Below are 12,014 nucleotides of genomic sequence, written 5' to 3' on the forward strand. Positions count from 1 at the left end.
CGGCGCTTTAAAGCGTCGCTTCGATCTCGCGTGCGGCGAGGTCGGGGTCGGACGACTGGCTGATCGGGCGGCCGACGACGAGGATCGAGGCGCCGTCCGACATCGCCTGCGCCGGCGTCACGATGCGTTTCTGGTCGCTGGCCTTGCCGTTGGCGGGGCGGACGCCGGGAACGACGAAATAGCCGCCGGGCCACGCCTTGCGCGCGGCCTTCACTTCCTGGCCCGAGCAGACGATGCCGTCGAGCCCCGCTTCGCGCGCGAGCGCGGCGAGGCGCACGACCTGGTCGTGCGGAGTGCCGCCGACGCCGATGTCGTCGAGATCGGGCGCGTCGAGGCTGGTGAGCACGGTGACGGCGACGACCTTCGTATGGGCGCCGGCCACCGCCTTCGCCTCTTCGAGCATCGCACGGCCGCCCGCGGCGTGGACGGTCAGCACCGCGGGTTCGAGCGGGCGCAGCGCCTGGATCGCCTTCGCCACGGTGTTGGGAATATCGTGCAGCTTGAGGTCGAGGAAGATCGGCAGGCCGAGCTTCGCCATTTCATGCACGCCGTGATGGCCGTTCGCGCAAAAGAATTCGAGGCCCAGCTTCAGCCCGCCGACATGGCGCCGCACCTTCTGCGCCAGCGTCAGCGCGGCATCGAGGTGCGTGGTGTCGATGGCCAGATAGAGCGGGGAGGTCATGGCTTGTCCGTCGGGAAGAGGTCGGTGGGGGTGGGCGGGATGTCGTTCACCGGTGCCGAAGCAGGGGCGGGCGTTGCCGGACGGTTGGCGAGCGCGCGAAGATCGGCCGCCTGCCGCTCGCTCGCGTCGAGGCGGCGCTTCAGCGACCAGCGCGTGGTGCGCAGCGCGATCCACATCGGCACGCTGCCGATCAGGAACGACGCGAAGATGACCACCGGAAGCTTGGTCTCCGCTTCCCAGCCCGGCCAGATCGTGACCGTCACGACCTGCCAGTTCGCCATCGCGAAGATGACGAGAACGGCGGTCAGCGAGACCCAGATGATCGTACGCAGGATTCCCACTTCGTCTTGCTCCTCTGTCGATCCGCCGACGACCCTATGCCAGAATGCCGCGCGATTCCAGCCCGCGGCTATGCGGCGCCGAACACCCGGCCGAAGATCGTGTCGACATGTTTCATATGATAACCGAGGTCGAAAAGTTCCGTGAGCTGATCCGCCGACAGCCGCGCGGTGACATCGGCATCGGCCTTCAGCAGTTCAAGCAGCGACAGCTGGCCGTCCGATTCCCACACCTTCATCGCGTTGCGCTGGACGAGGGCATAGCTGTCCTCGCGGCTGGCGCCCGCCTGCGTCAGCGCAAGCAGCACGCGCTGCGAGTGGACGAGGCCGCCCATCCGGTCGAGATTCTTCTGCATCCGTTCGGGATAGACGAGCAATTTGTCGACGACGCCGGTCAGCCGCGCGAGCGCGAAATCGAGCGTGATCGTCGCGTCGGGGCCGATGAAGCGTTCGACCGAGGAGTGGCTGATGTCGCGCTCGTGCCACAGCGCGACATTCTCCATCGCGGGGATGGCGGCGCTGCGCACCATGCGGGCAAGGCCGGTCAGATTTTCGGTGAGCACCGGATTGCGCTTGTGCGGCATCGCCGACGAGCCCTTTTGTCCCGGCGAGAAATATTCCTCGGCTTCGAGCACTTCGGTGCGCTGGAGATGACGGACCTCGACCGACAGGCGCTCGATCGACGAGGCGATGACGCCGAGCACCGCGAAGAACATCGCGTGGCGATCGCGCGGGATGACCTGCGTCGAGACGGGCTCGATCGACAGGCCGAGCTTGGCCGCGACATGCGCCTCGACGCGCGGGTCGATGTTGGCGAACGTGCCCACCGCACCCGAAACCGCGCAAGTCGCGATTTCGGCGCGCGCGGCTTGGAGGCGCAGCTTGCAGCGCGAAAATTCGGCATAGGCCTCGGCCAGCTTCAGCCCGAAAGTGACGGGCTCAGCGTGAATGCCATGGCTGCGGCCGATCGTTGGAGTGAGCTTATGCTCATAGGCGCGGCGCTTGATCGCTTCCAAAAGCGCGTCGAGGTCGGCGAGCAGGATATCGGCCGCTTGGGCGAGCTGGACCGCGAGACAGGTGTCGAGCACGTCGGAACTGGTCATGCCCTGGTGCATGAAGCGCGCCTCGTCGCCGACATTTTCGGCAACCCACGTCAGGAAGGCGATGACGTCATGTTTGGTTACCGCTTCGATCGCGTCGATCGCGGCGACGTCGATCGTCGGGTTCGTCGCCCACCAATCCCACAATGCCTTGGCGGCGGATTTGGGAACGGTGCCGAGTTCGGCGAGGGCGTCGGTCGCGTGCGCTTCGATCTCGAACCAGATGCGAAAGCGATTCTCGGCCGACCAGATCGCGGTCATTTCCGGCCGTGCGTAACGCGGAACCATTGAATTTCCTTCCTTTTCGGGCGGCTTGTCGCGGAATCCCCGCGAAACCGGGTCGGGGCGCCCCGTAGCAGGGACGGAGCGTTTCGCCAAATGTCCGGCACCCGCAACTTTCCCGAAATCCGGCGGGTTGATCGTTCGCCCCATCAGGAAAAGGTGACCGATCAATCAAGGTCGCCGATACAGGAGAATGAATGTGTTGAAGAAAGTGCTTTTGATTGGCGCAGCGGCCATCAGCTTCCCCGCGCTGGCCCAGACCACTCCCCCGGAAAGCGAAGAGCAGGCTCCGACGACCCAGACGCCGCCGGCGCCCGCAGATACCACCGCGCCTGCGCCGGATAGCACCCCCATGGACGAAACGAAGCCTACTGACGAGGCACCGACCGAGGACGCAGTCCCCAGCGACACACCCCCCGCAGCTGAGCCGACCCCTCCGGCCGACCAGCCCGCTCCGGACGATCAGGAAGAACCCGAATCGGAACCGGAATAACCCGCTACACTGGAGATAGATCATGTTGAAACAGATGCTTTTGATCGGTGCCGCCGCCGTGAGTTTGCCGGCGTTGGCCCAGACGACCCCGCCGGCGTCGGATCCGATGAACCCCCCGACGACGACCGAGCCGGCTCCGATGCCGGACACCACGACGCCGGACACGACCACCCCGGCTCCGGCGCCTGAAGCGTCGACGCCGCCGGCCGCGACCGAGCCCGCTCCGTCGGATTCGGCAGCGGCGACGCCGACCCAGATCGCGCAGATCGTCGATCAGGAATTCCCGACCTATGACGGGGACAAGAATGGCGATCTCAACGAAGCCGAATTCGGCGCGTGGATGAAGAAGCTGCGTGCCGCGACCGACCCCGCCGCCGATGTCGAATCGGCTGAGGTAACAAGCTGGATCGGTCAGGCATTCGCATCGGCCGACGGCGACAAGTCGGGCGGTGTGAACAAGGCCGAACTCACCGGTTTCCTGTCGCGCGGCGCCTAAGCGCGCCTCGCGGGGTGGTGCGGCCGTCGGAGCGATCCGGCGGCCGCATCGCCGTTCATGCGGCGGGCACCGGTTGCTCGACCGCGACGATCGTCAGCCGGTGCTCGATGCCGCCGCGGTCGGGCCAGTTGATCGACTGGCCGACGCTGAGCCCGATCAATCCCGCGCCGACCGGCGTCAGAATCGACATTCGCCCCGCGGCGATGTCGGCTTCGGCGGGATAGACGAGGCGCACCGTGCGCTCGGCGCCGCTCTTTTCGTCGATGAAGGTGACGCTGGAGCCCATGGTGACGACGTCGGGAGGGATGTCGGCGCGGTCGCAGATCGCGGCGCGGTCGATCTCGTCGAGCAGCAATTCATGGAAAGAGATCGAATCGCGCTGGTTTTGCAGCGTGAGTTCGGTCAGCGCGTCGGCTTCGCTGTCGATCATGCGGATAAGGGGCATGGCGGCCCCGCTTTTCTTCTTGGTCATGGCGCGGACTTTCCGGCTGGCGTGCGGCGATTCGCCACGCGCGGCAATATGGAACGGAAGGTGCCCCGGGCTCGGGGCGATCGCGCCGGAACCCGGGGCTAAATGCCCGCGAGAAGCTGTCCTCCGTGGAAACGGAAGCGGAGAAGGCCGCGTCGAATCTGCATGACGCGATGATGTCCTCCGGGGCGCGATAAGTCAAATCGACTAGAGAAGTCCCATCGCGCGAAAGCTGCGATACTCCGAACCGCCGATGATGATGTGATCGTGCAGCGCGATCCCCAGTTTCGTGGCCGCGCTCGCGATCTCGCGGGTGATGGCGATATCCTGCCGGCTCGGTTCGGGGCTGCCGCTCGGATGATTGTGGACGAGAATGATCGCCGAGGCGCCGAGTTCCAGCGCGCGCTTGATCACCTCGCGGACATAGATCGCCGACTGGTCGATCGATCCCTCGCTCGCCAGTTCGTCGCGGATCAGCATGTTGCGCGAATTGAGATAAAGCACGCGGACGCGCTCGACGTCGATCGGTCCCATATCGGCGCGCAGCCAGTCGAGCAGCGCATCCCAGCTCGACAGCAGCGGTTTGTCGCGAAACTCGCCTTTCAGAAGGCGCAGGCTGGCTGCCTGGACGATCTTGAGCGCGGCGATACCGGTATCGCCCAGCCCGTCGACGCGCCGAAGCGAGTCGGGGTCGGCGCTGACGAGTTGCGCCAGCGACCCGAATTCGCGCAGCAGTGCCTTGGCGAGCGGCTTGGTGTCGCGGCGCGGGATCGCGAGCGCGAGGAGATATTCGACGATCTCATAATCGGCGAGTCCCTCGGCGTCGTCGAGCAGGCGCGTCCGCAGCCGCGCGCGATGTCCCAGATGATCCGGCGTTTCCCTGTCCCCCATGGTGCGGGAATAACCGCCTTGTGGGGCGCACTCAACGGTCATAGGAAAAGGAAGATGGCGAACCGGATCAGTTTCTTGCAGCGAAATATGATGTCCGGCGTTTCTGTCCTGCACGGGGTTCGGGCTGAGGGACGAGATTTTGCCGCCATGACGTCATCGGCCAGCTACCATGACTGACGCGGCGGACAGCGCGAAGCCGCGGTTCAAATACCGGAAGCTGCTGTTCAAGAAGCGATGGCTGACCGCCGGCGCGGTGATCATCCTCGTCGCGGGGGTCTGGATCGCGCGCGAACCGATCGCCGACGAATTTATCCGGGGCCAACTCGATGGCCGCGATGTTCCCGCGCGCTATACGATCGAGCGGATCGGCTTTCGCAGCGAGATATTGTCCGACATCGTTATCGGCGACCCGAAGCGGCCCGACCTGACGGCAAGGCGCGTCGAAGTCCTGCTCGGATACGGCTGGTCGGGGCCCTATGTGTCGGGAATCGACGCCGAGGGCGTCCGGCTTTATGGCCGCTTCGTCGATGAGCGGCTGTCGTTCGGTTCGCTCGACAAGTTTCGCGATCCCGAGAGCAAGGATCCCTTCGCCTTGCCCGATCTGTCGGTGATCCTTCGCGATGCGCGGGCGCGGGTCGCGACGCCGTGGGGCGACGTCGGCGCGGCGCTAAACGGTGGCGGCAATCTGCGCCGCGATTTTACCGGCAAGCTCGCGCTCGTCGCGCCGCGCGTCCGGGCGGCGGGGTGCAGCGGTGACGACGTCAGCTTCTATGGGACGGTTCTCGTCCGCGATGTCCGGCCGCAGCTGGTGGGGCCGCTGCGCGGCGCTTCGCTCCGCTGCGCCGACGGCAGTGTCAGCGCGGCATCGCCGCAAATCGCGCTCGACCTGTCGCTGTCGGAGGATCTGCAGAGCTGGAAAGGCAAGGCCGACGCCAGCATCGTGCGGCTGATCGCCGGACCGCTCGCCGCCGACAGGATGGGGCTGCTCGCCAGCTTCGACGGGACCGCGGTCCTGACCAAACTCGCCATCGACGCCGACATGGCGCGCCTGCGCGGACCCGATTTCGCGGCCGAGAGCGTCACTCTCGAGGCCAGGGGCAGCGTCGGCAGCGCGGCGCCGAAGTTCGACGGTCGCATCGGTTTCGCGCGCGCGAGCGGCAGCGCCGATTTGCGCCGCTCGATCGCCGAAAGCGGGCGCGGGCTGGCGGCGACGCCGGTCGGGCCGCTTGCGGCAAAGGCGATGGCCGCGCTCGGCCGCGTGCTGGCCGACGCGAGCGGCAGCGCGGGGTTCGCGCTCGCGGGCGAGGGGCCGACCGCGCGGGTCGACCTGATCGCGCCCGAACTGACGAGTGCGAGCGGCGCCCGCTTCACCGGCAGCGCCGATAGTCGCATCGGCTATCTTTATGGCGCGGACGAACCCGCGGTGATCGCGACGGGCCGCTGGAGCATCGATGGCGGCGATCTGCCATCGGGGACGCTCAGCATCGATCGCGACGAGGACGGCCGCGTCACGGGCCTTGCCAGCTTCGAGCCCTATAGCGCCGAAGGGGCGCGGCTTGCGCTTGCGCCCGTGCGCTTTTCGGGCGGCGCCGGCGGCCTGCTCCGCTTCGCGACGACGGCGGCGCTGTCGGGCCCGCTCGCGGGCGGGCGCGTCGAGCGGCTGACGGTTCCGCTGAACGGCTTTCTGGCGCCGACCGGAGACCTCGCGCTCGACGGCGGGTGCAGCCGCGTCGCCGCCGACCGGATCGCGGTCGGCGGGTTCCGGCTCGGCCGCAGCGCGCTCGACCTGTGCAGCCGTCCGGGCGCCCCGCTGCTCAGCGCCGGGCCCGGCGGGCTTCGCGGCGATATTCGCATTCCGCGCATCGCCTTGCGCGGAACGAGCGGTAGCTCGCCGCTCAGCCTGACCAGCGGCCCGGCGAACATCGATCTTGCCGCGATGCGCTGGTCGCTCGCGGGGGCCGATATCCGGATGGGCGAGGGGGAGAGCGTGACCCGCTTCGCCGCCGAGCGCCTGAGCGGACGCGCCACGCCGCAGGGCATGGCGGGCGAACTGAGCGGCGCGAGCGGCAAGATCGGCGCGGTGCCGCTCGATATGAGCGAGATCGCGGGGCAATGGCGCTACGCCGACGGTGCGCTGACGCTCGACGGCGGCCTTTTGCTCACCGACGCGGCGCCCGATGCGCGCTTCTCCCCGCTTGTCAGCGATGATGCGAACCTGCGTTTCGCCGACGGGGTGATCGAAGCGAAGGCGGGCTTCAACGAACGGAAGACCGGTACGAAGATCCTCGACACGCTGATCCGGCACAGTTTGGCCGACAGCAGCGGTTCGGCGGACCTCGTCGTCAAGGAACTCCGGTTCAACGAGGGGTTCCAGCCCGACCAGCTCACCAGCCTCGCGCTCGGCGTCGTCGCCAACGTCCGCGGCTCGGTGGTCGGCGACGGGCGGATCGAATGGACGGCGGACGGCGTCACCAGCCGTGGCACCTTCGCCACCGCCGACACCAGTCTCGCCGCGGCGTTCGGCCCGGTGACGGGGCTGACGACGACGCTCAGCTTCGACGATCTGATCGGGCTCAAGTCGGCACCGGGACAGATCGCGAAGATCAAGGAGATCAATCCGGGCATTCCCGTGGTCGACGGCGAGATCGAATATCGGCTGCTCGGCGACAACCGCGTCCGCATCGAGGGCGGGAGCTGGCCCTTCGGCGGCGGCAAGCTGCTGCTCCACCCGACAACGCTCGATTTCAACGCCGATAAAGCGCGGCGGCTCTCGTTCGACATCGTCGGCGTCGACGCCGCGGTGTTCCTGCAGAATTTCGGTTTCGACAATATCAACGCGACCGGCGTGTTCGACGGGACGCTGCCCGTCGAATTCGACGGGCTCGGCGGGCGCATCGTCGGCGGGCGGATCGATTCGCGCGCGGGCGGCGGCACGCTCGCCTATGTCGGCGAATTGTCGAACCGCAATCTCGGCACGATCGCCAATTTTGCCTTTGGCGCGCTGCGCAGCCTCAAATATGACGATCTGACGATCATCCTGAACGGGGACCTCGACGGCGAAATGGTGACCGACATCCGCTTTGGCGGCGTGGGACAGGGCGAAGGTGCGACGCGCAATTTCCTCACCAACCAGGTCGCGAAACTGCCGCTGGTCTTCAACGTGAAGATCAAGGCGCCATTCCGCCAGCTCCTCACCTCGGCGAAGGGATTTTACGATCCGTCGCTGCTGATCGAACAGAATTTACCGGCCCTGATGCGGGCCCAGGAAGAAGCCGAAGCCGCCGCGCGGGGCGAGACCGCCCCCGTTCAGCCACCAGAAAGCGAGCCTGTGCGATGAAGAGAACCAAGAGTGGAGCAAGGAGGCTGACCATTGACGTCAGGCATGTCGCGGTGATGATAGGTGCGCCCACCCTGATGGGGGCCCTTGCGGGCTGCGTGCAGATCGATACGCCCGACAAGCCGATCGAGATCAACCTGAACATCAACATCCGGCAGGAAGTGGTGTACAGGCTTGATGGCGATGCCAAAAAGCTCATCGAGCAGAATAGCGAGATATTCTGATGGGGAAGAATGTGATGCGTATGATGAATTGGAAACCGACCGGATTGGCGCTCGCCGCAGTCGTGGCGACCGCCGCCGTGGCCCTTGCCGTGCCGTCGGCTATGGCGCAGCGCGACCCGGCCTATGCCGCCGCGCGCGCCGCGGGGCAGATCGGCGAGCAGCCCGACGGTTATCTGGGCTTTGCGACGACGCCGACCCCGGCGATCCGCGCGCTGGTGCAGGATCTCAATATCAAGCGCAAGGCGGCCTATACCGCGAGTGCGCAGTCGACCGGCAGCACGGTCGAGCAGTTCGCCTTTACCAGCGGCTGCAACCTGATCGCAAAGACCAAGCCGGGCGAAAAATACCAGACCCCCGGCGGCGCATGGAAAACCCGCGACGCAAGCCCGCCCGAACGCGACGCGCGCTGCCCCTAATCGGGAATCGAACAACGGAGCCCAAAGAGGGTTCCCACATGCCGCCGCGCCCCTAAACGCGGCGGCATTTTTGTGCATGCCAGCAGAAGCATTGACTTAATCGGGCGGCGTTCCTAAACGGACCGCGCCTTAGGGGTCCCCCGAATTTTCGGGCCTTTTTTTGCAGGCGGAATCGGGAGTTTCCGGTTCCGTTTCAGGAGGATGGCGCAAATGACGGGGAATGGCAGCGATCCGGAACTTGGCTCTGAGGATTCGCGCCTGGTCTCGCTCGAAGAGCGATTGGACCGGGCCGAAGCCGCAGAAGCAAGAAGGACCGCAGCGAGTGCCGGACCGGAGACCGATGCGAATTACAAGCTCGGTAATCGCGTTCTGGCCGAGCTGCTGGGCGGGATCGGTGGCGGCGCGCTGGTCGGTTGGACGATCGACCATTTCGCCGGCACGGCACCCTGGGGCCTGTTGGCGGTGCTGTTCCTTGGAATAGTCGTCGCCTTCAGGAACATATTTCGGATTGCGAACGTCCGGCCCAAGAAGCCGGATTGATTGGATTTTAGGCGAGGTATCGCGTGGCGGATCAAGGCAAAGTGGACCCGATGCACCAGTTCGAGGTGCAGAAGATGTTCGACATGTTCCATGTCGGCAATCATGAGGTTGCCTTTACCACCAGCGCGCTGTGGATGGTAATCGCCGGCCTGCTGCTGTGGGTCTTCATGATCGGCGGGATGAAGCGCCAGCTCGTTCCCGGTCGCTGGCAGGTCGCCGTCGAGGGCTTCACCGGCTTCATCTCCAGCATGATGAACGCCAATATCGGCCCCGAAGGCCGTAAATATACGCCCTATGTCTTCTCGCTCTTCATGTTCATCCTGATGCTGAACGTGCTCGGCCTGATGCCCTTCGGCCTGTTCGGCCTGCATCCCTTCACCGTGACGAGCCATTTCGCGATCACCGGCGTGCTCGCGATCCTCAGCTTCGCGATCGTGCTGATCGTTGGTTTCTGGCGCCACGGCTTCCATTTCTTCTCGCTTTTCGTGCCGCACGGCACTCCGATCTGGCTGATGTGGCTGATCCCCGTGATCGAACTGGTGTCGTTCCTCGTTCGTCCGTTCAGCCTTGCGCTGCGACTCTTCGTCGCGATGACCGCGGGCCACGTGCTGATGAAGGTCTTCGCGTCGTTCATCATCGACGGAATCGCCGCCGGCCCCGCGATCGGGATCGGTGTCGGCCTCCCCAGCATGGCATTGATGATCGGGATCAGCGGTCTCGAACTGCTGGTGGCGGGCATCCAGGCCTATGTTTTCGCGCTGCTCACGTCGCTCTACCTGAACGACGCGATCAATCTGCACTGATTTTTCAACTGGTTAATCTACGTTTTTCCCAAGGAGTATAAAATGGACGTTCAAGCTGCTTCGCTCATCGGCGCCGGTCTGGCCGCCATCGGTGCCGGTATGGCCGCCATCGGTGTGGGCAACGTGTTCGGTAGCTTCCTCGAAAGCGCGCTGCGCAACCCCGCGGCCGCCGACGGCCAGCAGGGCCGCCTGTTCATCGGCTTCGCGGCCGCCGAACTTCTCGGCCTGCTGTCGTTCCTGATCGCGATCCTGCTGTACCTCAAGGCAGCCTGATTTCGTCTGCGGGGTCTGCTCGTTAAAGTAGGCCCCGCGACTGCTTTTCTTTTGTCGGTCGAGTATATCCATGCCTCAAATCAGCCAATTCGCTGAAAGCTGGTACGCCGCATCGCAGATTTTCTGGGTGTTGCTGACCTTTGGCTTCGTCTTTTTCGTCATCGGCCGCGGCATGCTGCCGAAGATCGAGGCGACGGTGGACGCGCGCGACCGCAAGGTGGCCGACGATCTGGCGGCGGCCAAGGCCGCGCACGCCGCGGCCGACGGCCTGGAAGAAAGCTACCGCCAGCAGAGCGACGCGAGCCGCGCCGCCGCGCAAAAGGCAGTGACCGACGCGAAGGACAAGGCCGCGAAGGACGCCGAAAAGCGTCTGGCCAAGGTCGATGCCGAACTCGCCGACAAGCTGGCGGGCGCGGAATCCGAAATCGGCGCTGCGCGCACGTCGGCGATGGCGGAAATCGAAGCGGTCGCAGCCGAAGCGGCGGGCGACCTCGTCGCCAAGCTGTCGGGTGTGAAGGTCGCCGCGGCGGATGCCAAGGCGGCGGTGAAGGCGGTGCTCCATGGCTGATTTCCTCATGATCATGGCCGAAGGGGCGGCTGAGCCGGCGTCCTTCGGTATCCTCACGGCAACCGTGTGGGTCTCGATCGCAATGGCGATCTTTATCGCGATCCTGTTGTGGAAAAAGGTGCCGGCGTTGATCGCGGGCATGCTCGACAACAAGATTGCCGAGATTTCGAAGCAGCTCAAGGAAGCCGAAGCACTGCGCCTCGACGCCGAATCGCTGAAGGCCGAATATGAGGCGAAGCTGGCCGACGCCGCCAAGGAAGCCGACGAAATGCGCGCCCGCGCCGATGCCGAGGCCGAAGCGCTCGTCGCCAAGGCCAAGGCCGACGCGACCGCGCTGATCGCGCGCCGCAAGCAGATGGCCGAAGACCGCATCGCCGCGGCCGAAGCCGGCGCCCTCGCCGAAGTCCGCACCGCGGCCGCCAAGGCGGCGACCGAAGCGGCGGCACGGCTGATCGCCGACAAGCATGACGCCGCGGCCGACAAGGCGCTGGTCGATCAGGCCATCGCGGGCGTCAAGAGCTAAGCCTTTCGACATCGCCGGATAACGAAGCGCCCGCGGTTTTCCGCGGGCGTTTTGCTGTGGGCGATGGGTTGCGGGCGGAGAAGGTTGGGGCGAAGTGGAAAGGTGCCTCCTTCGTCGTCTGGAAACGACCGGTTGCGGACGTTCGTCAAATGTGAAACCTAAATTGAAATGAGGCTTCTTCTTGCCAGCTTGATCGCGATCTTGATCGCGGCATGCTCAGAAAATGCGGAAACCCCTTACAAAAGCACGATGGATACAATCGAACGGCAGGTGCAACTTCCAATCGGAGCTGCCCCGCTGGATGAATATGCGCGCTACTATGCCGCCGATGACAATGAGATTGTCGCGATCTACATCTCGCTCGTAGATCCCGCTAACCCTTATTATGATCTACCGCGCGGGCAGCGGAGATGGCTTGCAGATCATCGGAAACTACCTCTCATCAATGACGGAGGGTGCTCGGTGGTATGCATCCGCTATAATCCCGCTACCGGGAAGACGGATATTCCCGTCTGTAACGGTGACGCCTAAGTCCGCTTTCCCACCCCTAAGCCGCCGCCAATGCCCCGCCCCATATTT

The 12,014-nt window shown here is 65.3% G+C and carries 16 protein-coding genes; 11 read left to right on the top strand and 5 right to left on the bottom strand.

Annotated features, from left to right (window positions below; genetic code table 11):
- Positions 1-7: 7 nt before the first annotated feature.
- The 3 genes from pyrF to purB all read right to left on the bottom strand — a co-directional run bounded on the left by pyrF (position 8) and on the right by purB (position 2,408).
- Positions 8-682 carry an orotidine-5'-phosphate decarboxylase gene (gene pyrF, locus VFG17_RS15765; protein ID WP_325030308.1) on the bottom strand — a complete coding sequence of 225 codons (675 nt, stop codon included), beginning with the start codon at positions 680-682 and terminating at the stop codon, positions 8-10.
- Entirely contained in the window at positions 679-1,023 is a 345-nt protein-coding gene (locus VFG17_RS15770; protein WP_325030309.1) for a LapA family protein, read from the bottom strand. Before VFG17_RS15770 ends, pyrF begins: the two co-directional genes overlap by 4 nt.
- Positions 1,024-1,091: 68 nt before the next feature.
- On the bottom strand, positions 1,092-2,408 hold the full coding sequence (gene purB, locus VFG17_RS15775; protein ID WP_325030310.1) for an adenylosuccinate lyase: 1,317 nt from the start codon (positions 2,406-2,408) through the stop codon (positions 1,092-1,094).
- Between the two features lie 193 nt (positions 2,409-2,601).
- On the opposite strand from purB, the gene VFG17_RS15780 reads away from it, so the two are divergent.
- Positions 2,602-2,895 (top strand): hypothetical protein, encoded by a 294-nt coding sequence (locus VFG17_RS15780; protein ID WP_325030311.1) that lies wholly within the window; start codon positions 2,602-2,604, stop codon positions 2,893-2,895.
- A gap of 22 nt (positions 2,896-2,917) precedes the next feature.
- Positions 2,918-3,391, top strand: coding sequence for a calcium-binding protein (locus VFG17_RS15785; protein WP_325030312.1), 474 nt, complete (start codon positions 2,918-2,920; stop codon positions 3,389-3,391).
- A gap of 55 nt (positions 3,392-3,446) precedes the next feature.
- On the opposite strand, the gene rnk is transcribed toward VFG17_RS15785, so the two are convergent.
- Positions 3,447-3,863, bottom strand: coding sequence for a nucleoside diphosphate kinase regulator (gene rnk, locus VFG17_RS15790; RefSeq protein ID WP_325030313.1), 417 nt, complete (start codon positions 3,861-3,863; stop codon positions 3,447-3,449).
- 204 nt (positions 3,864-4,067) lie between these two features.
- Positions 4,068-4,751 (bottom strand): RadC family protein, encoded by a 684-nt coding sequence (gene radC / locus VFG17_RS15795; protein ID WP_325030314.1) that lies wholly within the window; start codon positions 4,749-4,751, stop codon positions 4,068-4,070.
- 169 nt (positions 4,752-4,920) lie between these two features.
- On the opposite strand from radC, the gene VFG17_RS15800 reads away from it, so the two are divergent.
- From VFG17_RS15800 to VFG17_RS15840, 9 genes are all read left to right on the top strand, one after another.
- A complete protein-coding gene (locus tag VFG17_RS15800; protein WP_325030315.1) occupies positions 4,921-8,088 on the top strand; it encodes a YdbH domain-containing protein in 3,168 nt (1,055 codons plus the stop codon).
- Positions 8,085-8,312: a YnbE family lipoprotein gene (locus VFG17_RS15805; protein WP_325030316.1), complete on the top strand. Its 228-nt coding sequence runs from the start codon at positions 8,085-8,087 to the stop codon at positions 8,310-8,312. Before VFG17_RS15800 ends, VFG17_RS15805 begins: the two co-directional genes overlap by 4 nt.
- Positions 8,313-8,332: 20 nt before the next feature.
- Entirely contained in the window at positions 8,333-8,728 is a 396-nt protein-coding gene (locus tag VFG17_RS15810; RefSeq protein WP_414712967.1) for a YdbL family protein, read from the top strand.
- A 210-nt stretch (positions 8,729-8,938) separates the two neighbouring features.
- Complete coding sequence (locus VFG17_RS15815) at positions 8,939-9,268, top strand: AtpZ/AtpI family protein (RefSeq protein WP_325030318.1); 330 nt, start codon at positions 8,939-8,941, stop codon at positions 9,266-9,268.
- Positions 9,269-9,318: 50 nt separating this feature from the next.
- Positions 9,319-10,071 (top strand): F0F1 ATP synthase subunit A, encoded by a 753-nt coding sequence (locus VFG17_RS15820; protein ID WP_325030741.1) that lies wholly within the window; start codon positions 9,319-9,321, stop codon positions 10,069-10,071.
- Positions 10,072-10,113: 42 nt separating this feature from the next.
- Positions 10,114-10,344, top strand: coding sequence for a F0F1 ATP synthase subunit C (locus VFG17_RS15825; protein WP_037515205.1), 231 nt, complete (start codon positions 10,114-10,116; stop codon positions 10,342-10,344).
- Between the two features lie 70 nt (positions 10,345-10,414).
- Positions 10,415-10,912: an ATPase gene (locus VFG17_RS15830; RefSeq protein WP_325030319.1), complete on the top strand. Its 498-nt coding sequence runs from the start codon at positions 10,415-10,417 to the stop codon at positions 10,910-10,912.
- Entirely contained in the window at positions 10,905-11,435 is a 531-nt protein-coding gene (locus tag VFG17_RS15835) for a F0F1 ATP synthase subunit B (protein ID WP_325030320.1), read from the top strand. Before VFG17_RS15830 ends, VFG17_RS15835 begins: the two co-directional genes overlap by 8 nt.
- A 168-nt stretch (positions 11,436-11,603) precedes the next feature.
- On the top strand, positions 11,604-11,966 hold the full coding sequence (locus VFG17_RS15840) for a hypothetical protein (protein WP_325030321.1): 363 nt from the start codon (positions 11,604-11,606) through the stop codon (positions 11,964-11,966).
- The last annotated feature ends 48 nt before the right edge of the window (positions 11,967-12,014 follow it).

Origin of the sequence: Sphingopyxis sp., assembly GCF_035686825.1 — a bacterium.
Classification (GTDB): domain Bacteria; phylum Pseudomonadota; class Alphaproteobacteria; order Sphingomonadales; family Sphingomonadaceae; genus Sphingopyxis.

What these genes read in the sequence shown, in the direction of transcription:
- pyrF (WP_325030308.1), bottom strand. Translation starts at nt 682, where the DNA reads ATGACCTCCCCGCTCTATCTGGCCATCGACACCACGCACCTCGATGCC.
- purB (WP_325030310.1), bottom strand. Translation starts at nt 2,408, where the DNA reads ATGGTTCCGCGTTACGCACGGCCGGAAATGACCGCGATCTGGTCGGCC.
- VFG17_RS15785 (WP_325030312.1), top strand. Translation starts at nt 2,918, where the DNA reads ATGTTGAAACAGATGCTTTTGATCGGTGCCGCCGCCGTGAGTTTGCCG.
- rnk (WP_325030313.1), bottom strand. Translation starts at nt 3,863, where the DNA reads ATGACCAAGAAGAAAAGCGGGGCCGCCATGCCCCTTATCCGCATGATC.
- radC (WP_325030314.1), bottom strand. Translation starts at nt 4,751, where the DNA reads ATGGGGGACAGGGAAACGCCGGATCATCTGGGACATCGCGCGCGGCTG.
- VFG17_RS15800 (WP_325030315.1), top strand. Translation starts at nt 4,921, where the DNA reads ATGACTGACGCGGCGGACAGCGCGAAGCCGCGGTTCAAATACCGGAAG.
- VFG17_RS15805 (WP_325030316.1), top strand. Translation starts at nt 8,085, where the DNA reads ATGAAGAGAACCAAGAGTGGAGCAAGGAGGCTGACCATTGACGTCAGG.
- VFG17_RS15810 (WP_414712967.1), top strand. Translation starts at nt 8,333, where the DNA reads ATGATGAATTGGAAACCGACCGGATTGGCGCTCGCCGCAGTCGTGGCG.
- VFG17_RS15815 (WP_325030318.1), top strand. Translation starts at nt 8,939, where the DNA reads ATGACGGGGAATGGCAGCGATCCGGAACTTGGCTCTGAGGATTCGCGC.
- VFG17_RS15820 (WP_325030741.1), top strand. Translation starts at nt 9,319, where the DNA reads ATGCACCAGTTCGAGGTGCAGAAGATGTTCGACATGTTCCATGTCGGC.
- VFG17_RS15825 (WP_037515205.1), top strand. Translation starts at nt 10,114, where the DNA reads ATGGACGTTCAAGCTGCTTCGCTCATCGGCGCCGGTCTGGCCGCCATC.
- VFG17_RS15830 (WP_325030319.1), top strand. Translation starts at nt 10,415, where the DNA reads ATGCCTCAAATCAGCCAATTCGCTGAAAGCTGGTACGCCGCATCGCAG.
- VFG17_RS15835 (WP_325030320.1), top strand. Translation starts at nt 10,905, where the DNA reads ATGGCTGATTTCCTCATGATCATGGCCGAAGGGGCGGCTGAGCCGGCG.
- VFG17_RS15840 (WP_325030321.1), top strand. Translation starts at nt 11,604, where the DNA reads ATGAGGCTTCTTCTTGCCAGCTTGATCGCGATCTTGATCGCGGCATGC.